Genomic DNA, 25,087 nt, shown 5'->3' with positions numbered 1-25,087 from the left:
TCTCTATTTTTAAACCCCTTCACCGGAAGTAGGATTATAAACGCCTTCCGCTTCACGCTTTTCCCCAAATAAGTCTTCCACTGTGAAACGAACATATTTCACACACAAACGATTTTTATAAGCATAGACTAAATGCAAAAGTCCTTTACTATCTTGATATAACGTTGGGTATTCATGTTGAGTATTATTGGTCTTGTTCTCGATACCGATATACCCTTCCGCCGGCTCAAAGATTCTGCCGATCGGCCACGTTTTTCCGCCATCTTCAGTCACTGATACTGCGACTGGATTTCGCAGTCCTGGCCATGCAACTTTACCGAATTCCGCGTTGTTGGCAGCGTTCACATTATACGCTAAAGCGATTTCACCCGTTTGCAGCTTAATTGCACTGACACTGGCATTATTGTTCGGTAAAACTGTTGCTTCTGGTACAGTCCAAGTGTCGCCAAAATCAAAAGATTCACTCTTATATACATGATCCGCAAAGCGACTACGCATGAATGCGACTAAATGACCTTCTTCCAGCTCATTTAAGTTTGCATGAACTCGCCCGCTACTATCCGGCATCCGTACAGCTTTCCATGTTTGTCCTTGATCATCTGATACTTGAAATTCTGTTGGATCATTTGTCAATCCCTCTGGGGAGTCTTCACAGAGCCAAGTACTGAAGATCCAACGACCATTACTTAATACTTGAATCGCTTGTCTAGAGAAGGTTCCTTCATTATTGAACAATACTTCGGGCTCTCCCCAAGTCTGTCCTTCGTCACTGGATTTTTGAACCATTATAATAGAAGTAAACTGCATGTTATCTTTGCCTTCTTGGCGACTCAATTGGGAGGTATAGATTAACCAAATGTCGCCATCTGGAGCTCGGAAAAAGGCTGGATTTTGTTCACTGCGGTCCTCACCTTTAGAAACAATCTCAGCTTCAGACCAAACCTGAGTTTCAGGATCTAATTTTGATACAGCAATGGAAATATCTCCGCTGCCCTCAAAGCTTCCCGCAAACCATGCACACAACATGCCGCCGTCTCTTTTTTCGATTAAAGCTGGAGCATGGGCCGTGGCTTTTCCACCTGTTGGGATCAATGCAAAATCCACATTTAAAAATTCATCCCGGTACACAACACCATTCGGTTCAGATTGTCTTACTTTTGGTAATTCTTTCATCATACTTTTTCCTCCTTTTATTTTTCATTAAGCGCTAACTTAATAACAGCTTTCTTAAAGTGAAGCGGCTGGTCCACATGAAATACCGCTTTATGTCCATCCCAAGGAAAACAGATATACGCCATTCCTTCTGACATCTTCATCTTGTGAGCATTTTTGCCCGAAAACTTTTGGACATCTTTTTCATCGTCGTATGGGATTACTTCGTCTAGATCATCAATTTTGTTCCAAGCGATGTACTCTTCACCCTTCAAAACGATCTGAAGATCCACGTATTTTCGATGCGCTTCAAATTGTGCCTCTTCTATGGGTTTGGTCGCTCCCTCTTGAAAGAAGAAGTAACCACCCTCAAAGAAATATTTTTTACTAAATTCCTGTTGCTGAATGCTGTTCATCGCTTCGATCGCTTCAGGGATGTTGGGAAATAATTTGGTATAGTGCTGCAAATTCGCTACAGCGTCAATAATCATCTCATCAGCCTCCTATGAATTTTCGGCTAAACGAATGGCGTAATCAATGGCATTCTCGAGACTGAACTCACTCGCTGTCCATTTTCCAGCCTGATCGAAAGCAGTCCCATGATCCACAGAAGTTCGAATGATCGGCAACCCAAGCGTGATGTTTACTCCCTTGACTGCTTCCCAGGCACCTGTTTTTTGATCATAGACAAAGCCTAATGTTTTCAGCGGGATGTGCCCTTGATCGTGGTACATCGCTACAACAATGTCATACATACCGCCGTTAGCCTTTGAGAATACGGTATCTGCCGGTAGTGAACCAAAAGCCTTGATCCCTTCCGCCTGTGCGGCTTCTACTGCAGGATTGATTTCTTTGATTTCTTCTTGTCCAAATAACCCATTTTCACCACAATGAGGGTTCAGTCCAGCCACTGCGATCCGCGGTTCTGCAATCCCCAGATTTTTACAGGCTTGATCCGCGATTCGGATCACGTCCAATACGCGTTCTTTCGTGGCACGATCACAGGCTTCTCTTAAAGACACGTGTGTAGATACGTGCACGACCCGCAAGTTTCCATCAGCCAGCATCATTGTATATTTTTCCGTGCCTGTCAGATCAGCATAAATTTCAGTATGCCCCGCATAATGATGGCCAGCAGCATTCATCGCTTCTTTGTTCAATGGATTGGTAACAGTAGCATCCACTTCATTTTCCATAGCTAACTCAATCACTTTTTTTACATAATGAAAAGCGGCGTTTCCTCCAACCTTAGAGACTTCTCCGATCGGCAAATCCTTCATATCCACAATGTTCAGATCAATCAAATCAATCGTGCCAAACGTGAACTTGCCTTCACTCGGTTTGTTCACTACATTGATAGCTAGCTCTAGTTCTGGATGTTTTTCTAAATAGTATTGCAAGACACTTTTGTCACCGATTAGAATAGGATCACACCGATCATACAACGCCTGTTTGTCCAGTGCTTTGATCGCAATTTCCGGTCCAATGCCTGCTGGGTCGCCCATGGTGATTCCAATGATTTTCTTCATGTTGCTTCCCCCTATCCTATTTCATGCCTTTTTCTTGGTTTTCGGCGATTACTTTTTTCAGCGCCTCTGTCGCTTGTGAAGATACTTGATTGAAAGGCGCACGACATTTTCCAACTGGATAGCCTAATAAACCAACTGTATGTTTGACAATCGTATTCGGATTGCCGAATTTGAAGCAATCTCTAAATGAACGAATTGAATCTTGGTATGTGCGTGCTTCGTCAATTTTGCCTTCTAAGAATTGTTCATAGATTTGCGCCATAACAAATGGATAAATGTTCGAACAACCAGCAATCCCGCCTTGTCCGCCAGCTAATAACGTCCATAAAATCAAGGAGTCGTTGCCGGAAAGAACAGCAAAATCTTTCCGATCGCGAGTTTGTTCAATGTATTGCAGAATATTGTCGAAATTCCCGCTGCTGTCCTTCACTCCGATAATATTTTCAATCTTACTTAATTTCCCAACGGTGGCTGGTGCGATAGCATTTCCCGTCCGAGCAGGAATGTTGTATAAAACGATCGGCATATCCACATTTTCCGCAACTGTTTTAAAGTGGGTATACAGCTCGTCTTGTGAAGCAGCCGCAAAGGATGGTGTGATAATGGATAGCACATCAATACCGACTTCCTTGGCTTTCTGTGATAAACGGATCGTATCTTTAGTGCCCACCAGACCAGTGGATGCATAGACAGGAACCCGTCCCTTCACTTCCTCTACTGCCACTTTCATGATTTCGACTTTCTCTTCTTCTGAAAGAATATAGCCCTCTCCATTTGTACCAAAAACAAAGATTCCGTGAACGCCGCCGTCAATCAAGCGATTGATTTGCACCCGCAGCTCCTCGTAATTCACACGTTCATCCTCATACATTGGTGTTAAAATCGGGGAGATGATCCCTTTGATTTCTGTCATTTTTTCTTCCCCATTCCTTTATAAGATTTCCAGATAGATGTTTTTGGCATCCTCTGGTGTGACTTCTCTTTTATTATTTACTAGTAATCGGGTAACCTCCATGCCTGCAGCTACCAAATCATCCAGATCTTCCTCTGGTACATTGAAGGTTTTCAAGCTTGTCGGAATCTCCAACTCTTTAACGATTTCCTCTAACTGATTGATCATGTAACTAGACTTTTCATCAACGGACAAGGCTTTATCGCCATCTTTGATTACCCGTTCATAAGCAACTGCCAGCAAATCTTTAATCGCTGGTTCATTGAACTTCATCACCGGTGTCAACAGCATCGCATTGGATACACCGTGAGCGATATGATATTTTCCGCCTAGCGGATACGAAAGCGCGTGAACCGCGGTCGTTCCCGATGAAGTGATGGCAACTCCGGCATAAAATGAGCCTAACAGCATCTTGCTTTTGGCTTCTAGCGCATCTGGATTCGTGCAAGCTTCAATGAGATTGTTCATGATCAAATCAAGTGCTTCTAAGGCAAAGGTGTTACTAATTGGATTAGCTTTAGCAGATGTAAAGCATTCGATCGCGTGACATAACGCATCTACGCCAGTCGCTGCGGCAATTGGTTTTGGCAAGTTCTTGATCATTCGACTATCTAAGATCACGTAGTCAGCAATCATTTCAGGATTGACGATCCCGATCTTCAATTCCTTTTCTGGCACTCCCACAATACTGTTTGGCGTTGCTTCTGAACCAGTTCCAGCGGTCGTTGGAATCATCAGGCTGGTGATTTGTTTCTTCGCCAGCAATGGATCATCCAATAATTCTTTGACCGTATACTCATCTGTTGCCAGGATCGATGCCAGCTTGGCAACATCCATCACGCTGCCGCCGCCGATCGCGATAATAAAATCCGCTTGTTCCTTTTTAAATTCATCGATCATCGCCTGCGCTTCATGATAATTTGGTTCCGCCGGAATCTCTGAAATGATCGTATAATCTACGCCAGCTTTTTCGATTAGTTCTTTCGGTGCATCAACTAAACCTGCTCCTAAAATTCCCTTATCGGTAAAAATCACGATCTTTTGAATATCCTTAGCGATGATCGCTGATAACTGCTCAATCGCATGTTCACCAGCGATAATATTTTTTGGCATCTTTAAACTGTAATCTGCTAGCATTTTTTCTTCCTCCGTTTTCCTACTTTGTTAATTGACTGACTTCTTCAAAAAGTTCGACATTTCCAAACCCGCCGGACTTAGTTATGACTTGAATTTCTTGTCCTTTCCATTCAATAGAGGAAAGAACCACACCAGCACTGATTTCAGCGATTGGTTTTATCTGACTGATTCCTAACACATTCATTGATTGGAACAACGTGTCTCCACCAGTGAAGAGAAAAGTATTTTCAGATTCCTTTGACCAAATCGCTTGAGTCAATTCTCCCAACGATTGCCCGATTTTAAAACGAAAGTCCGAAATGTCTAATCCTTGCTCTCGGCTATAAGACTCGATTCCTAAACTCGTTTCCTCGCTCAGTGTTTCAAAAAGAATCAATGAATTTCTCTTCATTAATGAAAGATACTCATCAATTTCCTTTTGACCTTCTGCTTTGGACCAATAATTTGATTGCAGTAGCTGATGGTGGGTCAAGGAAACTCTGGGATAGTTTTGTTGATCTACGTAATCCACTTGTTTTCTCGTAATAGGATTGATACTTCCGCAAATCACAACGAGCGGTTTTTTCAAGAAATAATCCGTTGATTCACTTTCAGGAAATAGCTTGGCGGCCAATACCTTTGCAAATCCTGCACAACCGATCGTGATTGATAGTAACTCTGCCTGCTCCAAGATTTCTGCTTGTTGTTTCAAATTCTCGTCCGTTTCGGCATCGAACACCAAAATACCCTTGCATTCTTCTGGCAGCTCTTCTTTGAATAGTTGCCCATCAAGATTCGCTTCATTTTTCAATCGGTGTAAAACATTGCTTTCTTTCACTGGCTCATAGGGATCGTCTGCGAAGACACTCTGTGAAACTGGCACCTGATCGATATACAGATTTCCATCAATTAATACACGATTCATTTCTGGATAAGCTGGCAAAAACGGAATCGCAGACTTCTTACTAGCGTCTAAAACCGCTTTGATCTCCGCGCTGACATTTCCCCGTAAAGCGGAATCAACTTTTTTATAGACAAAAGGTATTTCAGCCTTTTTAGCGCTTACAATTATTTCATGAATCAATTGATAGGCTTCATCAAAACTCAAGTACCGGCTTTCCGTATCAATCACTAAAACATCGATTTCCTTATTCATTTCAGTAAATTTTATAGTTGTATCGGTTGAAACTACTGTTGGAATCCCCTGCTTTGAAAACTGAACGCCGGTATCAAGGGCTCCTGTAAAATCATCCGCGATAATTAGTAGCTTAATCATCCGTTCACCACCTTTGATTTCATGGTTTCATTTTAGCTTGCTTACTCGCCTTTTGATATTTCTTAGAAGAAAAATACGTTTCTTTTTGAAACGTTTTCGCATTTTTTATATTCTAAAAAGTAAAAACACGCTATAATAGTTTCAATATGAAACGCAAGGAGAAAGTCTATGGCAACGAAAATCAAAATTTTGGGAATTGCCCCTTATGAAGAATTGAATAATTCAATGAGTATCGTCAGTAAGCAATTCACAGAGGTAGAATCAGATATTTACACAGCCGATCTGGAAGAAGGACAACAGGTCGCAGCTGAGCGGTTCGATAATAATTACGACGCGATCATCTCCCGCGGCGGTACTGCTGATTTGATCCGACAAGTAGTCTCGATTCCGGTGATAGATGTTTCGATCTCTATCTATGATATTCTCGGCACCATTCGCTTAGCCAAAAACTATACTGAAAATTTTGCGATCGTTGGATACGCCAGTATTACGGAGCCGGCTCATTTACTCTGCGATATTTTGGGCTATAACATTAAGATCATTACGCTAGATAAAATGACCGATGCAAATATGACCTTAGATATCTTAGTAGAAGAAAACTATGAAATGATTCTCTGCGACGCGATCACCAATCGCTTGGCCTTGACCAAATCAATCAATACCATCTTGATTACCTCTGGCTTCGAAAGTGTCAAACACGCATATCAAGAGGCGCTTACCATCGCGAAGCAGCTAAAAAGAGTCATTCATGAGAAGTCCGTCCTAGAAGAAAGCATCAAGCAGCAAAAACAAAGCTTCGTGATTGTTGACGATACTTTTCATGTTCATTATTCCAATATTTCAATGGAGCTTTGCGACTCGATCGCCAAATCTTTAAGCACAAAAAAAGATATGACAAACGAAAACCAATACTATCATACCTTCAAAAACAAGGTCTATATGCTTTCTGTAAAAAAAATAACGATCGATGATTCGACCTATTTCAGTTGCAATCTAAAAGCTTCAACTCCACCGATCATTAACAATCGCTTTGGGATTTTTTACCAAAAACGAGCGGAAATTGAAGAAATCTTCACGACCAAGCTCCTGTTCACCCAATTCATTCAAGATGAGACGAAACGGGAATTGCAGCGAATCAATAATTTCTATAACTCCATCATTATTGTTGGCGAGACCGGAACAGCGAAGTCCAGTATTGCTTATCAAGCCTTCTTGAATCAGGAAATGCACAATAATCAATTGATTTCGATTGATGCCAAGCTGATGAATGAAAAAATGTGGAAATTTCTCGTCAATTCCACAAATGGCCCACTAGTGGATGAGAATAATACACTGCTTTTCCAGAACATTGAACAGCTCTCAGTTCGAGACGCCGAGCAGCTGATCACGATCGTAAAAAACACGAAGCTTCTGCAAAGAAATAATTTGCTGTTCACCTACAATACCAATAACGTCAGTGAAGAAAAAATTTATAATCGCTTGCTTTTTGAACTGAACTGCGCCAGTATCTATTCGCCACCGATCAAAGAACGAAAACACGAGCTGAACGCGATCACGACTTTGCTGTTGAATAAAATGAATATCGAATGCAACAAGGATGTGATCGGCTTTGATCCCAACGCGCTAAAGGAATTTTTAGCCTTTGATTGGCCAGGAAACTTCAATCAGCTGCAATCAGCTATCAAAGAATTGGTGATCAATTCAACCACCCATTATATTTCTGAGCATCAAGTTATCCAATTGCTGAGAAAAGAACGCTTGATTCAAACTTTCTCGGACTCTCACTCGGGAAGCTTTACTCTGCAAACAAAAGTGGAGAATCCTACCCTCTTTGATTATTCGAAGGAAATCATTTTGAATGTGTTGGAGCAAAATAATGGCAATCAAACCAAAACAGCTGAGCAGTTGGGAATCAGCCGCACAACACTATGGCGATATTTGAAAGACAATTAAAGACTTTAAATTAGACGAATAAAGGAGGAGAAACTGAGTGATCGTTTCTCCTCCTTTTGTTTGTCTTAACTAATCAAGCTTGCTATTGACGTAAAGAAATTGAATGCCTAACAAAACTCCAAGGAAAACAGCATTTGCGATCAAAAATAGATCCTCTGACCATGAACATATAAGTAGCGTAAACACGAGTTGGACACCGCCAAATACAAACGAAGAATTTCTGACAGCCAGCTGCGCTTTCCTCCAATTTTCCGGATTTTTTACTGCTCTAGTTGAGCGAAATCCGTAAACCGATTGCGTTCGATAGCGATCCTTTTGAGCGATAACCGTCTCTAAGACAGGCATAAATACGAAAAAAAGCGCCGTTGGCAGCAAACCAATCAACCAAATCATCACAATCTCTCCTCTTCAACATCTTTTAACGAAACAGATAGACTAACAATAGCCCGATTAAAACGAGAATACAGCACGGTATCAAAACCCTTTGAATGAGCAAACGAATTTTCGTACCAAACCCTCGTTCAAACTTAAAACGGTCATCCTGTTTATGTATCTTAAATTGATAAGTCGTTCTTGCCCAGATCAAGCCATTGATCGATTTGAAGATTAATGCGATCACTATCAACACGACAAGAACAATGAAAACAGATTGAATCAGCTGAAGCCATGCATGGTTACTCATTTACCCACCTCATAGTAAACTTTTTATTTATTATATCACCCGTAAACCTCCACAATGCGTATTCCAACGGACATTTTCCCTAGTTTTTTACAAATGCTAAAAAATTGGAAGACACTATCGCAATTGCTGGCAGTCGATTCTATCTTTGATTGCGTATAATAAAAAGGAAAGAAATTTAATCAAAAGAATGAGGTGGCCATTTTGGAAAAATATGTATATGTTGTCTCGATAGTCTTGTGTGTTTTTCTGGAAGCAACTTCGACCATCAGTATGCCATTATTTCTTTTATTATTAGGAATTGTTTTTGCTCTCGCCACTTGTCGCATATTTATCTTTCGTAGATATGATCTGCTCTTTCCTTTTTTTCGAGGAGATAGCGAAAGCGGGAAAGCAATCCTTCAATGCACTAGCCTCATCGTCTATATCACCGCCCTATCATTCATTGCTATCGGTTCTTGGTTGTGTTTACAATAATCAGCTACAATTGAACGACAATTTTTGAACAGCACTTGACACTTTGTTGAGTGCTATTTTATTTGCCCACGAAAAAGAAAATCCTAAAACCATTTTACGATATACTGGAAATACGGAATGTCAGCCCGACTGACATCCTTAGAAAGTCTATGCCACAAGCGCGAGCTTTAATTATACGAGAATTTTTCTATCATAGAAGTAGAGGGAGGAAAAAATGAAAAACTTTTCTAATCGGTTAAAAGAGGAACGAAAGCGACAAAATATGACTCAGCAGGATTTAGCAGATCAGCTTCATATCTCAAGAACGAGTATCTCCAATTGGGAGGTTGGCAGAAATTATCCTGATCTGGAAGTCCTTGTTCGATTGAGCGAAGTAATGAACCTCTCGCTGGATCATTTATTGAAGGAGGATATCGATATGGTAGAAGATTACTCGCAAAAAATTAAAACAAGTAAGAAAAAAAGTACCATCATTAAGGTTTTAGCGGGAATACTGATCGGACTTTTTGTTGTTACAGGTTTGAGTTTGAAACTTTTTGTAGTTGGCTGGGACGTTGAAAGTAAGAATGTTCGTATTGACTATGCAAAGACACCCGATAATAATGCGACGCTTAGAATTGATTCAAAAAATAATCGTAAAGTCGAGTTGGTAAAAAATGGCTCGGACGAAATGCGGGTTGTTGAAAAATTCGAACCCTTCTTTATAAAACGACCACAGAAATTCAGCTACTACTCTATTCATTCAACTACTGAGCAATTTCAACAATTAAAGTTCAAAGATAGGAAAGTCTCGATTAACTGGACGATCATTAATAACGCGGACAAACAATATCACTATCAAAAATACCCGCTGTGAGAACTTAACAAACGTAAAGCCGAATGACTGAACGACTTTCTAAAATGAAAGCAAACGGTCATTCGGCTTTATTATCGTAATGTTTCAAAATGGATTCGCCTCTCACGAATGCTTCAATAATACTTTGCAAATCAACCACCTTTACCTGCTTTCTTGACAAAAAGGCGATAAATTTCGGAAATTATTCTGAGAATACAGCTGAATTTCCAGATATTCTTGTTCTATGATCCAATAATCTGAAAAAATCGTTGGAAACACAAGCAACAGACCGACAATCAAAACCAACCAATAAACCTGCTGCATCGGCGGATACCCAAAATTCGTCAGAAGAACACTGATCGCGTTCCATATCATCAAAAACATTAATCCCTTTCTGTACGTAAAATTCCCACCAACCATTCTTGGTCTCTTAAAGTGTGGGCTACCTTGAACGAGTTCATCAATCGAAGGCATCGCTTGACCATTCTCCCATTTTGGGACAGCTTAAGTCGTTATCCTATTTTTTTAGCAACCTGTCGTTGTTGATAAACGAAAAAATGATCTTTAGTACGCTTTTGTACTAAAGATCATCTGACATTTTCTAGGCAAATCGCCAATTCTTCATTTTCAAATATGCCAATAAATCGAAGATCGTTTTAGAGAAGATCAAGAAAACGAAGATTACCAGTATATTACCTGTAAATGAGTTTAACATAAACCCTTCTGATGAAAATCTGGCAAGTGTACTTACTGGGTCAGAAAAGTTTAAAGGAAACAGTCGTAAGAAATCATTGATTGATCCCACTCTAAACAGCTTGGTCAATAAATAAGGTAGGAAAAACAGACCTAATGAACAAGAGAATGCTGACATTGGTGTTTGCATGATCGCCGAAATCAAAAGCGTCACACTGGCTGAGAACAAGATACCCGCTAGCTGTAAGAACAAGATGAAAAACAGTGCCTGCCAGTGAGTCCACTCCAATGGAAAATCAAATAGTTTTATGCTGAAGTTAGTCTGAATACTTGAGCTTCCGCCAGAAGTATCAAACAATAGCTTGAATAGACCAAAAGTTAACAATTGAAACCCGATAAAGACCAGCGTCGAAGTTTTGATACCCGCGATAAGTTTCGCAGCATTCATTTTACTGCGTCCATATCTGGTCACATAGAGGAGTTGATTGATATTATTGCTTGTATCCCCTGAAAAAATCTGTGCGCAAATCAAGATCACTAGTACATTCACTAAGATAAAAACCTGTCCAACTACTGTAAATAGGTTTTTCCAAGGAGAATAGTTGCCGATTTTCAAAGGCTTACCAAAGCTTTTCAGGTTCAAAGAATTGACTTTCTTGATTTTTATCTCGTCTATTGTCAACTGTTTCCCTTGTTCGTTTTTACTGATCATTTGATCTGAGACTCCAGCAATTTGATCCTCAAACATATGCTGCCCCATCTGATAATAAAACATTGGTGTACTATAAAATTCTTTACTATTCTCCTGTCGAAATTTCAAATAATCTGTAAAGATCATCTCAACCTTTTCATCCGTAAAATCTCCTGAATATCTGTCCCGAATCAATTCATTTACATCCGTCTGAAATCCTGATTTTTCATTGCCCTTTTGAATAGAATAATCTTGACTATAGAAGTAACCCACAAAAAGGATTCCTGCCAAAATGATTAACCCTGCGATGATGGCACCTTGAGTGGTTCTGCTTTTCTTGATTTTCTCAAATTCAAATCCCAGCAGTTCTCTCATTTCATAACGCCTCCTCTCTAAAATAATGCAGATAGAGATCCTCTAGTGTCGGTGTCACTTGTCTCGCTGATTTTAACGGTTGTTCGATGGAGACGATTCTTAAAACAATCCCTTCATCGGAATGCTTTTGATTACTGACGGTATATTTTTGAGTCAATTGATGAACCAATTTATCAGGAACGACACATTCCCAGACTGCGCCATCGATTTCATGCACGAGTTTTTGCGGTGTCCCTCGATTGATTAATGACCCCTGCTTGAGGATCAAGATTTCATCTGAGATGTATTCCACGTCTGAAACGATATGGGTCGATAAAATGACGATTTTTTCTTCAGAAAATGAAGAAAGCAAATTCCGAAACCGCACACGTTCTTTAGGATCGAGCCCAACAGTTGGTTCGTCTAAAACCAGCACTTCCGGATCATTAATCATCGCCTGTGCGATCCCTAATCGCTGCTTCATCCCGCCGGAATAGGTTTTGATCTTCCGATTTTGAACATCTGACAATCCAACCAGTTCAAGTAATTCTTTGCACTTCTTCTTAGCTACTTTTCTATTCAAGCCCTTCAGTGAAGCGACATAGAGCATAAATTTTAATCCAGAAAAATCAGGGTAATAGCGAAAATCCTGTGGCAGAAACCCCAAGATACAGCGAAAGTTCTCCGCTTCCCGTAAAATATTTTGCTGATTGTATTGGACATCTCCTCTGGTTGGCTTCATCAGACCGCACAGAATTCTAAATAAGGTTGTCTTTCCTGAGCCATTCGCTCCGAGAAGTCCATACACCCCCGGCTTCAAATCAAAGGATACATTATTAAGAACTTGCACATCTCCGTATGTTTTTGAAATATTTCTTAGCGTTAATTCCATTTTTATCCCTCCTTTGGAATCTGTCTTAGTTGACTGTAGACTACGTACATCAAGATACTGCTAGTAAAAATAAAGCCTGCGATCCAGTAAGAAAAAGCAATCTCATAGATATTCCATAAATTCATGATGATAATGCTCGCTGCCCCAATCAATCCGGCTACGCACCATAAGACGGTTCGATTCATATTGTTGCGCCAAAATGTGACCGTCGAGAATAGAATGATCGTAAAAACATTGAATGGGACTAGCAAATAAAACAAAACTTTTATCAACGGAATTGCTAATGTCGCATGTGACAGCAGCGAAATACAAAAAATCAGAATAAAGTCAGCAATGCCAAAAATCAGCAGCTTCATTAACGTGTGTTGTCGCAAATCATATTTGAAACTCTGCTCAATCATCCACATTCCTGAGGTAAAGCTTTTGTAAATCTCATCTGTAAAAAAAAGAATCGAGAAAATCAATAGAATCATGTAACTATCCATCATCAAAGAAAGGGCGGTTCCCTTCGTTGCATGGACAAAAACCATAACTATGCTAAGTATTAAAATCAAAAACTGACTAATCCATGTCTTTATTGAAATGAAGCGAAGTGTCGAAAGAAAAAGATTTAAATAGGAATGCTTTCTCAGCTGATTTTGATTAATCCTTTTGAGTCCAAGATCAATCGTTTCTTGTTTTTTATTCTCTTCGTTAGAAATTTGATAGGATAATAAAGCTTTTTCAATTTTCTTAGTCATGCTCAAACTCCTCTCTATCCAAAAACTTCTCCAGTTTTTTCAACCCTTGATTGATCCTTGATTGAGCTGTCGGCACAGATGTATCAGTAATTTTTGCGATTTCTTTTACCTTAAAGCCTAGATAATACTTCAAAATGATTGCATCCTTTTGATCCTCATTCAAGGAATCCAATGCTTTTTGGATACTCTCATTTTTATTCAGCATGTCGAATGAAGCCCTGTCTTCTGTTATTTGATACTCTTCATAGGTGACGGTTTCTAAACGCTTCTTTTTGTGGTAGTTATGACAGGTATTGACCGCAATCGTAAATAGATAATTGAAAAATTTCCCGCTAAAATGATACCTGTCAATATTTTCTATCAGCTTCAAAAAAATATCCTGTGACAAATCGGCAGCGAGAACACGATTTCCATAACAACGGCGAACACAATAAGCAAAAATTTGATCATAGTATTTATTGACCAGCACTTCCCATGCCTGAGAATCGCCACTTTTTATCCGTAAAATCAACAGATAGTCATTCATTGTTCTCACCTTCTTTCGAAATCCCTCTTCATTAAGATTAACAAACGAGAAACAAAAATCATTTAAAATGAGCAAAAAAAAGAGAAGCTTTTTTTCGCTTCTCTCGATCTGTTCTAATTTTGTTTTCCTAAGCCCGCTGCTTCACAAAATTATCGGTGGCATCCACCACAATCACATTCTCTTCCAATAAGCACAGCTCCTCCATCAGCAGGCGTTTCATCTCTTCTTTTGTCAGCGGCGATCTCCCTCTGAAGACACCTTCTCCATAAACCTGCCAAGTCGCGGCGTCTTTGATCTTTGCATGTTGGATAATATTTGGTGCAGGTTCTACTTTGATTGAGACAATTAAGTCATAGTGAACTGCGTCATTTTTTGTTGAATCTCTTGAGTGCTTCATCAGCAAATAAATGATAACAAACACTAAAATTGCATCAATAATTAGTAGTACTTTTCCCATTTTTTCACCCCATCACTTTTAACAAAAGAATCGACACGCCACAATACAATAAAGTATATTCTGCCTACTGATCACAAAACCTTTTTTAATAATGAAACATCTTTTTTTGTCACCCTAATTATACCAAAATATGTATCCAAATAATAAAGTTCACTTATTTATCTTCTATAATTTATCGTTTCGATTATTTTGAATTGTAAGGTTACTTTAAGGTTAAGACCAGTTCCATGCAAGTTTGCCTCCCTATACTAAACCTATAAAGGAACAGGGGGTAAAAATCATGACAACAACGATCTTAGAAATTACTGATTTGCGAAAAAGCTATGGGCACAACGAAATTTTGAAGGGGATCGATTTGCAGATGCTGCCAGGAAAAATTACCGGGTTACTTGGTCGAAATGGTGCCGGCAAGACCACCTTGATGAAATGTGTTTTAGGACTGACCGCTAATTTTGAAGGAAAAATGCTGTTTAACGGACACAATCTGAACACGACGGATACTCAGACAAAAATGAAAATCGGTTCGCTGGTGGATGTCCAATTTTATGAAGACTTGAACGCTTACGATAATTTGATGCTTTCCATTCGCTTGATCGACTCAATTCCACGGAAGGATCGAAAACGGATGATTCAGGAAAGCTTGGAATTTGTGGAACTAAATAATGCCGCTAAGAAAAAAGTGAAGAATTTTTCTTTTGGAATGAAACAGCGTCTAGCGCTGGCACTCTCATTGATGACGAAACCAGAGTTATTGATTTTGGATGAACCATTTGTCGGCCTCGACCCAATCGGCGTGGAAGAAGTCAAAGGAATATTGCGAAAGCTTTGTCGTGAACGTGGCACCGCCATCCTCTTCTCCAGTCATCAAATGCAGGAAATCTGCGACTTGACCGACAATATTCTCGTTTTAAGCAACGGCATTATCAGCTATTCCGATCAAAATACACATTTTGAAAATCAACAGGCTCAATTGATTGAGCTAATGAAATAGGAGGAAGAAATCATGGAAATATGGACAATTTATAAAATGGAAATGATCAAAACGTTGAAAAGAAAAAATAGCTTGATCCTGCTGATTCCGTCAATTTTGATCGTGATCATGGCTTTTGGTATCTCGACTGGCGGACTAACTTTTACAGGCGCGGTAGCATCCGGTGATGGCAGATTCGCTTGTCTCGACTTTGTTACTGCCATGTGGTCGTTTTTTAATACTTTGGGGATTTGGGGCATTTTATTGATTTTAGTCACGGCTTTTCAGTTTTCCGGCGAGATTTCCAGCGGACAAATCAAAATGACGTTACTTCGAATCGGCAAAAGATGTCCGATCATCAGCGCCAAATTTTTAGCCTTAGTAACGACAGCTCTTGGTGCATTTGCCCTATTTACATTCGCAGCGGGCGGCAGTTACTATCTCTTTGTCGCAGAATCATCGATTGGAAACGGCAATTTCTCTTCTTCCATGATTGATTTACCAAATGCTGCGGCAATGATTGGTTTCATTTTTCTGCATCTTGCGCTATTCATGGCAGTAACTCTATTGGCGGGATTGTTTCTATCGCCTTTTATCGCGTTTATCATTTCGCTGGTCAGCATGTTTGCGGTCAGTTATTTGATCAATACCAATGCCTTTGAGCTGACGAAATATTCGGCATTGTCAGTTAGTAATCATTTGATTAGCGGAAAAGCGGAGTATCTGCTTCCAGCATTTCTATCTTCTCTTTTAGTCATCATCCTTCTTTTAATTCTGACTTCACTGCTTTTTAAAAGAGTGGATATAAAATAGCCTCCTTGAACGGTATAATAGAGAGAAATGATTAGTTAAGGGGTGTTGTTCGATGGCATTTTCAATCTTAGTGGCCGACGATGAGCAAGGGATCGTTGATTTTGTCACCTTATATTTGGAAAAGGACGGCTACGAGGTATTCACTGCTTCCGATGGTGAGCAGGCTTGGGCCTGTATTCAACAAGAAAAAATTGATCTAGCAATTTTAGATATCATGATGCCGAAATTGAACGGCTATCAATTGATCAAAAAAATCCGGGCTGAAAAAAATATGCCCATCATCTTCTTGACTGCTAAGGATGCCAGTGCGGACAAAGTATTAGGCCTAGATATCGGTGCTGACGATTATGTGACCAAACCTTTCGATCCTTTGGAGTTAGTCGCTCGAGTCAGCGCTCAGCTTCGCCGCTTCTACTCTTTGGGAGCGCAAGAAGTCAATGAACCGGAAAAAATCGCGCTTCATGATTTGATTCTCGATCTAGATCAATGCCTCCTATTCAAAGAAAACGAACCAATCGCTCTGACTTCGATCGAGTTCAAGATTTTACGTCTTTTAATGGGTACTCCAGGACGTGTATTTACCAAAAAGCAGATCTACGAAGCCGTTTGGGAAGATACCTATATTGTGGATGACAATAATATCATGGTCTACATCAGCCGTCTCAGAGAAAAATTAGGAACCAGAGGGGAGGAATCTTATATCCATACGATCCGCGGATTAGGATATAAGATACTGCCATGAAGAAGAAGCCCAAATCATTAGGACGCTTTTTGACGAAGAAGTATATCACGACCTCACTGTTGTTGCTTTTTTTGATGTCGGTTTTTGCTGGGGTTATGCAACTTTTCATAGGTATAAACGCTACCTCCGCTGAACTTTCCGCTGAAAGGATCGTTCGAACTGATTATAAAAAAATGGATGTTTCCGCTTTGGAAGCTGTTGATGGCTGGGTTGAGATTCTCGATGACAAGAATAATGTGATCTATACTAAAGGAAAAGTCAAAGAAAGAAAGAGCCATTACACACAAAAAGAATTGTTAGAGATGGACGGATTAACGTCTATTCTTGCAAAGAGAATCTACCAACTCGGTTCTTTATATGTATCTATCGGCGATAAAGGGCATCAATACCTAGCGACTTTTTCTTCATTTAAAGGCAAAGATGGTCGAAACTATACTTGTGTTGCAAAACTGCCTCAGAGCCAAATCCGAGGAAATATTTCACCTGTTTACCATAATTTTTCCTCTCTTATTGCTTCATCAGGTTTTAAGTGGCTACCAATAATTGCGATTCCACTGTTACTGATCTTCATTCTTTGTGTGCGACGCTACTCGAAATCGGTCAAAGAACACATCGTCGCTCCAAATACGGTTCTAATCGACGGACTAAGAACAATAAAAAACGGCGATTATTCGAAAAAGATCCATATGAATGCCGAGTATGAATACGTGGAAATTGAAGATTCCTTCAATCATATGGCAAAACAGCTAGAGGAAGCAGAACAGCAACGATCCTCTTATGAAAAGGAACGACAGCTGCTATTCGCCAACATGGCTCATGATTTACGAACACCGCTCACTACGATCCAGGGTTCAGCCAAAGCCGTGGCCGATGGCTTAGTTAGTAAGGATAAGCTGAATCAAACAATGGAAACCATTATTACAAAAACCGATCACATGAACGAGCTAGTGAATCGACTACTGATCTTCTCAAAACTAGAAAGTCCTGACTATCAGCTGCACATCCAGAAGTTCGATTTATCAGAATTGATTCGTGAAGTTTTGTTGGATCAGCTTGATGCAGCTGAAAGCAATCAAATCGAGCTGACATTTGATCTGATAGAAACATCCGTAGAGATTTCTGGTGATCCCGTCGAATTACGGCGCGTTTTTGATAATTTGATCGGCAACAGTATGCAACACAATCCGCCAGAAACAGCTGTTCATATCCGACTCTATACAAATGATAATCAAGTGATTTTCGAGATCAAAGACAATGGCGATCCGATTTCGAAAGAATTGCAGAAACATTTATTTGAACCATTCGTCAGTGGTGATAGTTCTCGAACCACTAAAAACGGCAGCGGACTGGGGCTTGCTATCAGTAAAAAAATTGTGGAAAAACATGGTGGAAAGATCGTCTTTGTTGAAATGAATGATCAGGAAAAAATGTTTCAAGTGTTTTTATTTTTATAGAATATGAAAATTTATCCTAAATAAACTACCCTCCAAGACTATTATGCATCTCTTGGAGGGTAGTTCAGTTTAATTCTATTAGGAGGTACGAAGCTTCAGAAGATATGACGGATGCTCCAACCCTGTTGGTTCATAATATTCCTTCGACTGAAACTGAAATCCCAACTTCTCCAATAATCTCTTTGAAGCAAGATTTTCAGGATGATGCCCAGCAAACAAGGCTTGCAACTCTGTTTCTCCTGTTGTATAAGCAATCACACCTCTAGCCGCTTCTTCCGCAAATCCTTGGCCCCAAGCTTCTGGTACTAAATGAAAGCCCAACTCTGCAATCTGGTTTTCCGAATCATAGTCATGCAGTCCGCAGCAACCAATAAAAGTCTCTTCTTCTTTTAGAAAGATCGGCCAATATTGAAAACCGAAATTCGTTTGGCTTTCAATTTCTAAAGCTAATCGCTGAACTACTTGCTCTCTTGAAAAGCTTCCATCCTTGGCAATAAAGTGAGTGACCTGTTCATCCGACCATAATTTATCAGCGAGCGACTGATCGTTTGCTGTCCAATAGGAAAAAAATAATCGTTCGGTTTCGAATTGTTTTTCTCGCATAAACTTCTCTCACCTCATCAGAATTTACTTTTCTTTATTTTAATGGATATTTTTCTTGTTTTTCAACAAAAAAATATCCAAACAAACGTATTATCTTTTTGTTTGCTTGGATATTATTTTTAAGTTAATTTTAGTATACGCGAACACCGAAGTCTGGTGCGTAGTATTGAGTCGAACCATATTTCACGTTTTCACCTGGTTGTGGTGCATGAATGTATGAATCGCCCCCTGCTGAGATTGCTACATGGTAGCTAGATCCTTGATCGCCCCAGAATAATAAGTCGCCTTGCTGTGCTTGGCTGACATCGATTGTTGTACCTGATGACTCTTGTGCTACAGTCCAAACACCGATATCTTTACCCGTTACTTGCTTGTAAACATATTGAGTAAGACCAGAGCAGTCAAAACCACTAGTATCTTTCCCACCCCATACATATGGTGTGCCGATATATTTTTCAGCTTCATTCACAATTTGTTGTCCCTGTGAATTTGTCGATTGTTCAGGAGCAGTTTGTTCCGGCGTTGTTGCTGGTGTTTCTGCCGCTGGTTGTTCTGGCGTCGTTTGCTCCGGTGTTGTCTGTTCTGGTGCTGGTGTTTGTTCTGGTTGAGTCTGTTCCGGCTGAGTTTGCTCTGGCTGTGCTACTTCTGGTTGTTTCTCCACAGTTGGTACTTCAGCTGGTGCTTGCTCTTCTTGTGCAGGAGCTTGTTCTTTTTGTACCAGTGCATCTGGTTCTGCTTGTGGTACTTCTGGTGTTACTACTGGTGTTTCTGGTGCTGGTGTTACTTCAGCTATTGGTGTATTATCAACAACAGGTTGGTTCTCAACAACCGGAGTCGTTTCTACAACTGGTGCTGCTGTTTCTACTGGAGCTGTTTGAGCGACAGGCGCTGCAGCTTCAGTTACTGTACCATTTCCTACTACTACTGTTTGTCCAGCATAGATATTGCTGTCTGAAACATTGTTCCAAGCAAGGAAATCTTCAACGCTGATTCCGAATTGAGCGGCGATGGAGCCAACTGTATCTCCTGATTGAACAGTATATTGCACTGGTTGAGCTGGTGTTTCTACTGCTGGTTGTGCTACTGGCGGAACTACAGGTTCTGTTGCGTCATAGCTAGTTAAATCATGTTCCTGAATCGTTGAAACCAATTTTTGAACATAATCTTTATCGTCATTGAAGCGTCCTTCTAACGCTGCGGCAGCTGTTTGGTAGTCCTTCGCGTTACTGCGCCAAGTACCACTAAAGTAGTTTTCGTTGCCGTCGCGAGAAGTTGTCTTCAAGATTTCTATATAGTCTTCGATTGCTTCCTTATATGACCCATATTGTTTCATTTCTTTCTTTTCAGTCGTACCTGTTTCAGGGTCTTTCCTATCTAGCATCGCAGACTTGCCTTGATATTGACCTTCTAAGCCAAATAAATTGTAATAAGGGGCTTGTGCATAATCAGTTTGTCCCCAATCACTTTCAACGATGGCTTGAGCGATCATAATCGAAGCATAAAGATCATGCTTTTCGGCTAACGGTTTGATTTCATTTGAAATTTCATTGATAAACGCTTTTTTATCAACGTTTGAGGTGGTTGCAGTCGTTTTGCCTTCAACAGCTTCTACTTCATGTGTGTTTAGTAGTGGTGCCGCTACTGAAACCGCTACTAGTGCTGTACCTACAACAGCAGACCCTTTTTTCAAATTGCGATAATTGATGGTCTTCTGTCGTTTTTGCTGACGCAACTCGCGCCGTGTTAAAACTTTATTTGACATTTAACATCTCTCCATTTCTCTCTCTCATTGCTTTCTTAACGTAATTAATTATAACACAATAGAAATGGCTGGTCATTGTTAATGAACTGCATTTCTTGATATTTTAGATTATTTTTTCAGAGAATAGACCAAAATCGCCTATTTTTCAATTAATTTCAAATTTCTAAAAAAATTGATTCTACAATAGTCTTTTAAAAAGTTGGTTAAAAATCTTTTTTGTCAAATCGAACAAACGAGGTGAAAATATGCTAAAAGAGAAAATTAAGAATTTACCAAAAACACCTGGAATCTACAAAATGAAAAACACGAGTGGGGATATTATATATGTAGGAAAAGCGAAAAATCTGAAGCAGAGAGTCAGCTCCTATTTTATCCAAAACAAGCAGCACTCGCGAAAAGTTTTAGAGATGATTCGTTGGATCGATGATTTCGATTATGAGATTGTTGACACAGAATTCGACGCTCTCTTATTAGAATGCCATTTAATCCATCAAATTCGCCCACGATATAATCGAATGATGAATTATTATGAGGGATACGGGTTCTTTCAACTCATCGATAAGGCGCCATACTTGAAAGTTCTAAGTGAGTGGTCTGCTGATGGTCTGGTGATTGGTCCCTTTTTCAAACAGAGCAAGATTCAGGAATTGAAGGAGATTATTAATAGTACCTACCGTCTAGATGGACCGTTAAAATATGTGGAGGGCATCGTGAAAAAGTATGATGAAATCAGCCCTGAAGCCGAATTTGACATGCGTATTCAAGAGATTAAGCAAACTCTCTCGGGTCAATCAACTGCTCTGCTGACACGGATTGATCAACGAGTCCAAGCTGCAAGCGAGCGTCATGACTTTGAAGCCTCCGCACAATGGTGGAACAATTATTTAACGGTACAGCGTTTTTTGCGGCGCAATAAACAGCTGATTCAGATTATGCAGAATCAAACGTTTGTGGGGATCTTACCGGAGAATGGTTCCTATTATTGTTACCTATATGCTAAAGGCGAACTGCTGAACCGCGTCATCTATCAACGGAAACCAAACTTTCAGCAAGCAAAAAAAAGGTTGGAAAAAGAGATCTCCGCAAAGACCTGGCAGCGACTTGAGGGCAAGACACGCTTAGATAAGGCTGATGTTGATTTATTCCCCATTTTTTTCAACTACTTGAACCAGCATGGACAGGTTTTAGGCTTTGAATCGCAAGAGAAATAGTTCCTATTTGTATTCGATTTCAATCCTTGTTACAATCATCGTAAGTGTTATGAAACGGGGGATAAGAATGCAAATTGAGAAGATTACCAAACCAGCACAGACGATTGTTTCGATGTCTACGCATATTTCACACGAACACATACCAAATTACATCGGAACTTCTTTTGTAGATTTATTAGAATACATTCAAAAAAATGGAGCTGAACTGGTTGGCACACCGTTTATCTCCTATTTAAATCTGAATGACCAAGGCCAGCCGAAAGACGAGCTGCTAGATGTGGAGATTGGCTTCCCTATTAGTAAAGAAATTCCTTCCACAGAGAAATTTCAAAGCTATGAACTGCCTAGCTATCATGCCGTACGGACACTTTACGTTGGCGACTACGATGACCTGACGGATTCATATAAAGAATTGATTGAGGCGATCAAACAAGAGAATGGCATCTTCACCTACCGCAGCTATGAATACTTTTTGACAGATGCCTCGGTTCCGTTGGACGATCAAGAAACGATGATCGAACTAACCTACCGTTCAAAACGGAAAGAACTTTTAACAAACTAAAGCCTATATATTAAAACATGATGAGAAGCCCTTCAAGACGATTCTTGAAGGGCTTTTTATTACGAAGCAAGCTTTTTGAGTCTTCAACACTATGATATCCACGTTCTTTTATCTGGCCCTTTGCAGTCCGTTTTTTAGATAAAAAAACACTTTAACGCAAGACGTTAAAGAGCCTTTTAAAAGTCACTTATAATCTTCGAGCCCTGCATTTCGAAAATAAAGATGGAAATCGACTTGAATTGTATTTTGTTCGATCATTTATAAGCTGAAATTAAGCGTTTTACTCCATATTCGGGTAAAAAACCGATGTTACTTTCATGTGTATTGTATAAGCTTAAAAATTAACAAATAACTAATTCGAGCATTTAGACTTTTAATTAGCACATTCATCAATAATTAACAAGTTCTTTTTAGAATATGTCCAATCATTTTATATCTGTCTACAATTTGAATTTAACTGCTTGTTCAATCGATAAAAAGGAGTATATTTTCATTATTTATTCATTTAAAACATTTGTCCCCAAGATTTAAAAATTCGTTTTTCTTTTGAATAATCCAGAATAGTCAGACTGGAATTATCCACGATTCCGCTCTCACGGATCTTCGCCAAAGGAATCCCCTTCAACGTATTCAGTAATGCCATCAATAAAATCCCATGACTAACAACTAGAATCTTCGCCTCTGGATGCGTTTCTGCCACATCTTGGATTACCTTTGTACTACGGGCAATCAAATTTTCATAAGACTCCGCATGGAATTTTTCAGCGTCGAACAAATCAGGACGTGTTCGATAATTTTTTAAGTCCTCTGGATAAGCTGCTGTAATCTGATCAATCTTTTTGCCGTCCCAATCGCCTAAACGCATTTCTCGCAAATCTTCAATAATTGTTAATTCAGGCGGCGTAGGATTTTCCTCCAGAATGATTTTTGCTGTTGTTTGTGCGCGCATCTGCGGGGAAGTTAATGCTAGATCAAATTGGATATTGGCTAAATGTTTTCCCATTCGTTTTGTTGCTTCTACACCTGATTCAATCAAAGGTGAATCGACAGTCCCTCCGTTGAACAGCCCTTCCGCATTATTTTCAGTTTTTCCATGTCTGACAAAATAAAAAGTAGTCACACTCTCACACCCTATTCATTATTATCTCCTCGTTTTTCGCAAACGAGTCTTATTTCCATACATGTACAGTTTCACCCACCCAGTATACACTACTAATCAGTGATTTATACCAAAAAGATTAGCCCTATTAAATAAAATCCCAAAAATTAGCCATTCTATTTAAATACGAAATTCTGAAACACGTGACATTGGAATCGGATTCATTTATAATAAAAACAACAATGAACATGATATCGATGCAGTTTTTCTTAATTTGTAGCCGTTCACCAATTAAAAAGCCTTGATATTTAATTTGAAATTAATATGAAAATTGATTTAGACAATTAATCTTTAAGAATGGAGGACAACGCATGGAAAAAGACCGAAAACAAACCAGCACCGACTTGGCACTTGCTACTGCAGGTATATTTAGTTTGATCCTTTTCAGCATTTTAATGCTTGCACGCGTTGTCGAGGAACGCCAAGTGATGGATCTGGTAAGTCTTATTACAGGGGCAGCCGCAGCTTTTTGTTATGGAAAATTTCTGTGGATCAAACAGAAATCATGGTTGACCTTGTCTGTCATCCTATTCGCTTTATGCATCTTCTTCTTCATTCGCTATCTCTTCTGATTTCTTACTGCCGATATTTTTTATTGGCAGTTTTTTTCTGCCCTGATTTTTGCTACTATTATATAGTGCTATTTCGATAGAATATTAAGGAGGCAGTTATGTCCGATTTTGCTACACTCGTGGATTATCTTACGACGGCTCCATCTCAACCAAATTTTCAATCTGATACACTCGTGATTGCCGGTAACAGTTTACCGAGTTTGATCGTTTCTGCGGCGAAGTTTTGTGAAGAAGAGCTTACGATTCAACGCATCATCTTTGTGGGTGGAATCGGTCATGGCACGGCTCCTTTGATTGCAAACTGCAAGAAAATGTATCCTGAGCTCGTTCGTTCAGAATGGGAGGAGCTTTCTGAAGCTGAAATCACGCAGGAAATCTTTTCTCATTACTGTTCGCGCAGTCTCGAGCAAGTTTTAGAAAAAAAATCAACCAATACAGGTGAAAATGCCCGCTTTTCCCACGACCTTTTTGATCAAGACGCACCCAATAGCTTTTGGCTCGTGCAGGATCCAATGGTTCAGAAGCGTACTCACATCACTTTTTGTAAAGAATGGGGCTTAAGCCAATCAGCGATCCAACCGCTTTTTTTCGAACAACCAAAGCTGATCAATTTTGATGCCAAACCGCAATTTGAGAATCCCAAGATGGATAGCTGGTGGGAACCTGATTATTTCTTATCCCTAGTTATTGGCGAGATTCGCCGACTGAATGACGATGAACACGGTTATGGACCCAAAGGCGCAAACTTCATTCCTCACGTGGATGTCCCCGAAAACGTCCTGGCAAGTTATCGCCGATGTCAGAAATATTTGGAGCATATTGAGAGAAAATAAGATAGAAATAGCCTCTGCTTTTTGAAAGCAGAGGCTATTTTTCCAATTTATCTAAATGAATTAGGCTATCCATAGATAGTTTCC

Annotated in this window: 27 protein-coding genes; 10 read left to right on the top strand and 17 right to left on the bottom strand. The window is 39.7% G+C overall.

The annotated features are described in order from the left end of the window. Positions 1 to 9: 9 nt before the first annotated feature. The 6 genes from E6139_RS19205 to E6139_RS19180 are packed head-to-tail and all read right to left on the bottom strand — an operon-like array spanning position 10 to position 6,025. Positions 10 to 1,173 carry a sialidase family protein gene (locus E6139_RS19205; RefSeq protein WP_316405165.1) on the bottom strand — a complete coding sequence of 388 codons (1,164 nt, stop codon included), beginning with the start codon at positions 1,171 to 1,173 and terminating at the stop codon, positions 10 to 12. A gap of 17 nt (positions 1,174 to 1,190) precedes the next feature. Then, positions 1,191 to 1,643, bottom strand: a complete 453-nt coding sequence (locus E6139_RS19200) for a YhcH/YjgK/YiaL family protein (RefSeq protein WP_316405147.1) — start codon at positions 1,641 to 1,643, stop codon at positions 1,191 to 1,193. Between the two features lie 12 nt (positions 1,644 to 1,655). Continuing rightward, positions 1,656 to 2,681, bottom strand: coding sequence for a 4-hydroxythreonine-4-phosphate dehydrogenase PdxA (gene pdxA, locus E6139_RS19195; protein WP_316405146.1), 1,026 nt, complete (start codon positions 2,679 to 2,681; stop codon positions 1,656 to 1,658). A gap of 16 nt (positions 2,682 to 2,697) precedes the next feature. Then, positions 2,698 to 3,594, bottom strand: a complete 897-nt coding sequence (gene dapA, locus E6139_RS19190; RefSeq protein WP_316405145.1) for a 4-hydroxy-tetrahydrodipicolinate synthase — start codon at positions 3,592 to 3,594, stop codon at positions 2,698 to 2,700. A gap of 18 nt (positions 3,595 to 3,612) precedes the next feature. After that, the gene (locus E6139_RS19185) at positions 3,613 to 4,770 is read right to left on the bottom strand and encodes an iron-containing alcohol dehydrogenase (protein WP_316405144.1); all 1,158 of its coding nucleotides are present in this window, start codon (positions 4,768 to 4,770) and stop codon (positions 3,613 to 3,615) included. A 19-nt stretch (positions 4,771 to 4,789) separates the two neighbouring features. Further along, positions 4,790 to 6,025 carry a four-carbon acid sugar kinase family protein gene (locus E6139_RS19180; protein ID WP_316405143.1) on the bottom strand — a complete coding sequence of 412 codons (1,236 nt, stop codon included), beginning with the start codon at positions 6,023 to 6,025 and terminating at the stop codon, positions 4,790 to 4,792. A 168-nt stretch (positions 6,026 to 6,193) separates the two neighbouring features. On the opposite strand from E6139_RS19180, the gene E6139_RS19175 reads away from it, so the two are divergent. Further along, entirely contained in the window at positions 6,194 to 7,978 is a 1,785-nt protein-coding gene (locus tag E6139_RS19175) for a sigma-54-dependent Fis family transcriptional regulator (RefSeq protein ID WP_316405142.1), read from the top strand. 69 nt (positions 7,979 to 8,047) lie between these two features. Here E6139_RS19175 and E6139_RS19170 read toward each other — a convergent pair whose 3' ends face one another. Both E6139_RS19170 and E6139_RS19165 read right to left on the bottom strand, forming a co-directional pair. Then, positions 8,048 to 8,371, bottom strand: coding sequence for an SdpI family protein (locus E6139_RS19170; RefSeq protein ID WP_316405141.1), 324 nt, complete (start codon positions 8,369 to 8,371; stop codon positions 8,048 to 8,050). 25 nt (positions 8,372 to 8,396) lie between these two features. Continuing rightward, positions 8,397 to 8,660 carry a hypothetical protein gene (locus E6139_RS19165; RefSeq protein WP_316405140.1) on the bottom strand — a complete coding sequence of 88 codons (264 nt, stop codon included), beginning with the start codon at positions 8,658 to 8,660 and terminating at the stop codon, positions 8,397 to 8,399. A 688-nt stretch (positions 8,661 to 9,348) separates the two neighbouring features. Here E6139_RS19165 and E6139_RS19160 point away from each other — a divergent pair. Beyond that, positions 9,349 to 9,990, top strand: a complete 642-nt coding sequence (locus E6139_RS19160; RefSeq protein ID WP_316405139.1) for a helix-turn-helix transcriptional regulator — start codon at positions 9,349 to 9,351, stop codon at positions 9,988 to 9,990. Positions 9,991 to 10,131: 141 nt separating this feature from the next. Here E6139_RS19160 and E6139_RS19155 read toward each other — a convergent pair whose 3' ends face one another. From E6139_RS19155 to E6139_RS19130, 6 genes are all read right to left on the bottom strand, one after another. Further along, positions 10,132 to 10,353, bottom strand: a complete 222-nt coding sequence (locus E6139_RS19155; RefSeq protein ID WP_316405138.1) for a hypothetical protein — start codon at positions 10,351 to 10,353, stop codon at positions 10,132 to 10,134. Between the two features lie 217 nt (positions 10,354 to 10,570). Next, complete coding sequence (locus tag E6139_RS19150; protein ID WP_316405137.1) at positions 10,571 to 11,728, bottom strand: ABC transporter permease subunit; 1,158 nt, start codon at positions 11,726 to 11,728, stop codon at positions 10,571 to 10,573. A gap of 1 nt (position 11,729) precedes the next feature. Continuing rightward, the gene (locus tag E6139_RS19145) at positions 11,730 to 12,599 is read right to left on the bottom strand and encodes an ABC transporter ATP-binding protein (RefSeq protein ID WP_316405136.1); all 870 of its coding nucleotides are present in this window, start codon (positions 12,597 to 12,599) and stop codon (positions 11,730 to 11,732) included. A gap of 2 nt (positions 12,600 to 12,601) precedes the next feature. Continuing rightward, the gene (locus E6139_RS19140; RefSeq protein ID WP_316405135.1) at positions 12,602 to 13,339 is read right to left on the bottom strand and encodes a hypothetical protein; all 738 of its coding nucleotides are present in this window, start codon (positions 13,337 to 13,339) and stop codon (positions 12,602 to 12,604) included. Further along, entirely contained in the window at positions 13,332 to 13,865 is a 534-nt protein-coding gene (locus E6139_RS19135) for an RNA polymerase sigma factor (protein WP_316405134.1), read from the bottom strand. Before E6139_RS19135 ends, E6139_RS19140 begins: the two co-directional genes overlap by 8 nt. Before the next feature lie 127 nt (positions 13,866 to 13,992). Further along, entirely contained in the window at positions 13,993 to 14,322 is a 330-nt protein-coding gene (locus E6139_RS19130; protein WP_316405133.1) for a hypothetical protein, read from the bottom strand. Between the two features lie 280 nt (positions 14,323 to 14,602). On the opposite strand from E6139_RS19130, the gene E6139_RS19125 reads away from it, so the two are divergent. The 4 genes from E6139_RS19125 to E6139_RS19110 are packed head-to-tail and all read left to right on the top strand — an operon-like array spanning position 14,603 to position 18,301. Next, positions 14,603 to 15,313, top strand: coding sequence for an ABC transporter ATP-binding protein (locus tag E6139_RS19125; RefSeq protein ID WP_316405132.1), 711 nt, complete (start codon positions 14,603 to 14,605; stop codon positions 15,311 to 15,313). Positions 15,314 to 15,325: 12 nt separating this feature from the next. Further along, a complete protein-coding gene (locus tag E6139_RS19120; protein WP_316405131.1) occupies positions 15,326 to 16,105 on the top strand; it encodes an ABC transporter permease in 780 nt (259 codons plus the stop codon). Between the two features lie 52 nt (positions 16,106 to 16,157). Beyond that, entirely contained in the window at positions 16,158 to 16,847 is a 690-nt protein-coding gene (locus tag E6139_RS19115) for a response regulator transcription factor (protein ID WP_316405130.1), read from the top strand. After that, positions 16,844 to 18,301, top strand: a complete 1,458-nt coding sequence (locus E6139_RS19110) for a HAMP domain-containing sensor histidine kinase (RefSeq protein WP_316405129.1) — start codon at positions 16,844 to 16,846, stop codon at positions 18,299 to 18,301. Before E6139_RS19115 ends, E6139_RS19110 begins: the two co-directional genes overlap by 4 nt. A 78-nt stretch (positions 18,302 to 18,379) precedes the next feature. Here the strand turns inward: E6139_RS19110 and E6139_RS19105 are convergent, their stop codons facing one another. Both E6139_RS19105 and E6139_RS19100 read right to left on the bottom strand, forming a co-directional pair. Further along, positions 18,380 to 18,904 carry a GNAT family N-acetyltransferase gene (locus E6139_RS19105; RefSeq protein ID WP_316405128.1) on the bottom strand — a complete coding sequence of 175 codons (525 nt, stop codon included), beginning with the start codon at positions 18,902 to 18,904 and terminating at the stop codon, positions 18,380 to 18,382. A 130-nt stretch (positions 18,905 to 19,034) separates the two neighbouring features. After that, the gene (locus E6139_RS19100; protein ID WP_316405127.1) at positions 19,035 to 20,666 is read right to left on the bottom strand and encodes a glucosaminidase domain-containing protein; all 1,632 of its coding nucleotides are present in this window, start codon (positions 20,664 to 20,666) and stop codon (positions 19,035 to 19,037) included. Positions 20,667 to 20,911: 245 nt separating this feature from the next. Here E6139_RS19100 and E6139_RS19095 point away from each other — a divergent pair, with 245 nt between their 5' ends. Next, positions 20,912 to 21,877, top strand: a complete 966-nt coding sequence (locus E6139_RS19095) for a GIY-YIG nuclease family protein (protein WP_316405126.1) — start codon at positions 20,912 to 20,914, stop codon at positions 21,875 to 21,877. Positions 21,878 to 21,944: 67 nt separating this feature from the next. Beyond that, positions 21,945 to 22,439 carry a GyrI-like domain-containing protein gene (locus tag E6139_RS19090; RefSeq protein WP_316405125.1) on the top strand — a complete coding sequence of 165 codons (495 nt, stop codon included), beginning with the start codon at positions 21,945 to 21,947 and terminating at the stop codon, positions 22,437 to 22,439. Positions 22,440 to 22,944: 505 nt separating this feature from the next. Here E6139_RS19090 and E6139_RS19085 read toward each other — a convergent pair. Further along, on the bottom strand, positions 22,945 to 23,559 hold the full coding sequence (locus E6139_RS19085; protein ID WP_316405124.1) for a histidine phosphatase family protein: 615 nt from the start codon (positions 23,557 to 23,559) through the stop codon (positions 22,945 to 22,947). A 350-nt stretch (positions 23,560 to 23,909) separates the two neighbouring features. On the opposite strand from E6139_RS19085, the gene E6139_RS19080 reads away from it, so the two are divergent. Together E6139_RS19080 and E6139_RS19075 are read left to right on the top strand one after the other, a co-directional pair. Continuing rightward, on the top strand, positions 23,910 to 24,170 hold the full coding sequence (locus E6139_RS19080) for a DUF6442 family protein (RefSeq protein WP_316405123.1): 261 nt from the start codon (positions 23,910 to 23,912) through the stop codon (positions 24,168 to 24,170). A 98-nt stretch (positions 24,171 to 24,268) separates the two neighbouring features. Then, positions 24,269 to 25,003: a YdcF family protein gene (locus tag E6139_RS19075; protein WP_316405122.1), complete on the top strand. Its 735-nt coding sequence runs from the start codon at positions 24,269 to 24,271 to the stop codon at positions 25,001 to 25,003. Positions 25,004 to 25,087 lie beyond the last annotated feature (84 nt).

It is taken from the genome of Enterococcus sp. (assembly GCF_032555305.1).
In the GTDB taxonomy this organism is placed as follows: domain Bacteria; phylum Bacillota; class Bacilli; order Lactobacillales; family Enterococcaceae; genus Enterococcus_A.
Note: the sequence above shows the minus strand (reverse complement) of the source record. Positions and strands in the feature narration are given on the sequence as shown.

What these genes read in the sequence shown, in the direction of transcription:
- E6139_RS19150 (WP_316405137.1), bottom strand. Translation starts at nt 11,728, where the DNA reads ATGAGAGAACTGCTGGGATTTGAATTTGAGAAAATCAAGAAAAGCAGA.
- E6139_RS19140 (WP_316405135.1), bottom strand. Translation starts at nt 13,339, where the DNA reads ATGACTAAGAAAATTGAAAAAGCTTTATTATCCTATCAAATTTCTAAC.
- E6139_RS19155 (WP_316405138.1), bottom strand. Translation starts at nt 10,353, where the DNA reads ATGTTTTTGATGATATGGAACGCGATCAGTGTTCTTCTGACGAATTTT.
- E6139_RS19115 (WP_316405130.1), top strand. Translation starts at nt 16,158, where the DNA reads ATGGCATTTTCAATCTTAGTGGCCGACGATGAGCAAGGGATCGTTGAT.
- E6139_RS19205 (WP_316405165.1), bottom strand. Translation starts at nt 1,173, where the DNA reads ATGAAAGAATTACCAAAAGTAAGACAATCTGAACCGAATGGTGTTGTG.
- E6139_RS19095 (WP_316405126.1), top strand. Translation starts at nt 20,912, where the DNA reads ATGCTAAAAGAGAAAATTAAGAATTTACCAAAAACACCTGGAATCTAC.
- E6139_RS19170 (WP_316405141.1), bottom strand. Translation starts at nt 8,371, where the DNA reads ATGATTTGGTTGATTGGTTTGCTGCCAACGGCGCTTTTTTTCGTATTT.
- E6139_RS19135 (WP_316405134.1), bottom strand. Translation starts at nt 13,865, where the DNA reads ATGAATGACTATCTGTTGATTTTACGGATAAAAAGTGGCGATTCTCAG.
- E6139_RS19100 (WP_316405127.1), bottom strand. Translation starts at nt 20,666, where the DNA reads ATGTCAAATAAAGTTTTAACACGGCGCGAGTTGCGTCAGCAAAAACGA.
- E6139_RS19105 (WP_316405128.1), bottom strand. Translation starts at nt 18,904, where the DNA reads ATGCGAGAAAAACAATTCGAAACCGAACGATTATTTTTTTCCTATTGG.
- E6139_RS19120 (WP_316405131.1), top strand. Translation starts at nt 15,326, where the DNA reads ATGGAAATATGGACAATTTATAAAATGGAAATGATCAAAACGTTGAAA.
- E6139_RS19090 (WP_316405125.1), top strand. Translation starts at nt 21,945, where the DNA reads ATGCAAATTGAGAAGATTACCAAACCAGCACAGACGATTGTTTCGATG.
- E6139_RS19165 (WP_316405140.1), bottom strand. Translation starts at nt 8,660, where the DNA reads ATGAGTAACCATGCATGGCTTCAGCTGATTCAATCTGTTTTCATTGTT.
- E6139_RS19180 (WP_316405143.1), bottom strand. Translation starts at nt 6,025, where the DNA reads ATGATTAAGCTACTAATTATCGCGGATGATTTTACAGGAGCCCTTGAT.
- E6139_RS19175 (WP_316405142.1), top strand. Translation starts at nt 6,194, where the DNA reads ATGGCAACGAAAATCAAAATTTTGGGAATTGCCCCTTATGAAGAATTG.
- E6139_RS19160 (WP_316405139.1), top strand. Translation starts at nt 9,349, where the DNA reads ATGAAAAACTTTTCTAATCGGTTAAAAGAGGAACGAAAGCGACAAAAT.
- pdxA (WP_316405146.1), bottom strand. Translation starts at nt 2,681, where the DNA reads ATGAAGAAAATCATTGGAATCACCATGGGCGACCCAGCAGGCATTGGA.
- E6139_RS19075 (WP_316405122.1), top strand. Translation starts at nt 24,269, where the DNA reads ATGTCCGATTTTGCTACACTCGTGGATTATCTTACGACGGCTCCATCT.
- E6139_RS19145 (WP_316405136.1), bottom strand. Translation starts at nt 12,599, where the DNA reads ATGGAATTAACGCTAAGAAATATTTCAAAAACATACGGAGATGTGCAA.
- dapA (WP_316405145.1), bottom strand. Translation starts at nt 3,594, where the DNA reads ATGACAGAAATCAAAGGGATCATCTCCCCGATTTTAACACCAATGTAT.
- E6139_RS19080 (WP_316405123.1), top strand. Translation starts at nt 23,910, where the DNA reads ATGGAAAAAGACCGAAAACAAACCAGCACCGACTTGGCACTTGCTACT.
- E6139_RS19125 (WP_316405132.1), top strand. Translation starts at nt 14,603, where the DNA reads ATGACAACAACGATCTTAGAAATTACTGATTTGCGAAAAAGCTATGGG.
- E6139_RS19110 (WP_316405129.1), top strand. Translation starts at nt 16,844, where the DNA reads ATGAAGAAGAAGCCCAAATCATTAGGACGCTTTTTGACGAAGAAGTAT.
- E6139_RS19185 (WP_316405144.1), bottom strand. Translation starts at nt 4,770, where the DNA reads ATGCTAGCAGATTACAGTTTAAAGATGCCAAAAAATATTATCGCTGGT.
- E6139_RS19200 (WP_316405147.1), bottom strand. Translation starts at nt 1,643, where the DNA reads ATGATTATTGACGCTGTAGCGAATTTGCAGCACTATACCAAATTATTT.
- E6139_RS19130 (WP_316405133.1), bottom strand. Translation starts at nt 14,322, where the DNA reads ATGGGAAAAGTACTACTAATTATTGATGCAATTTTAGTGTTTGTTATC.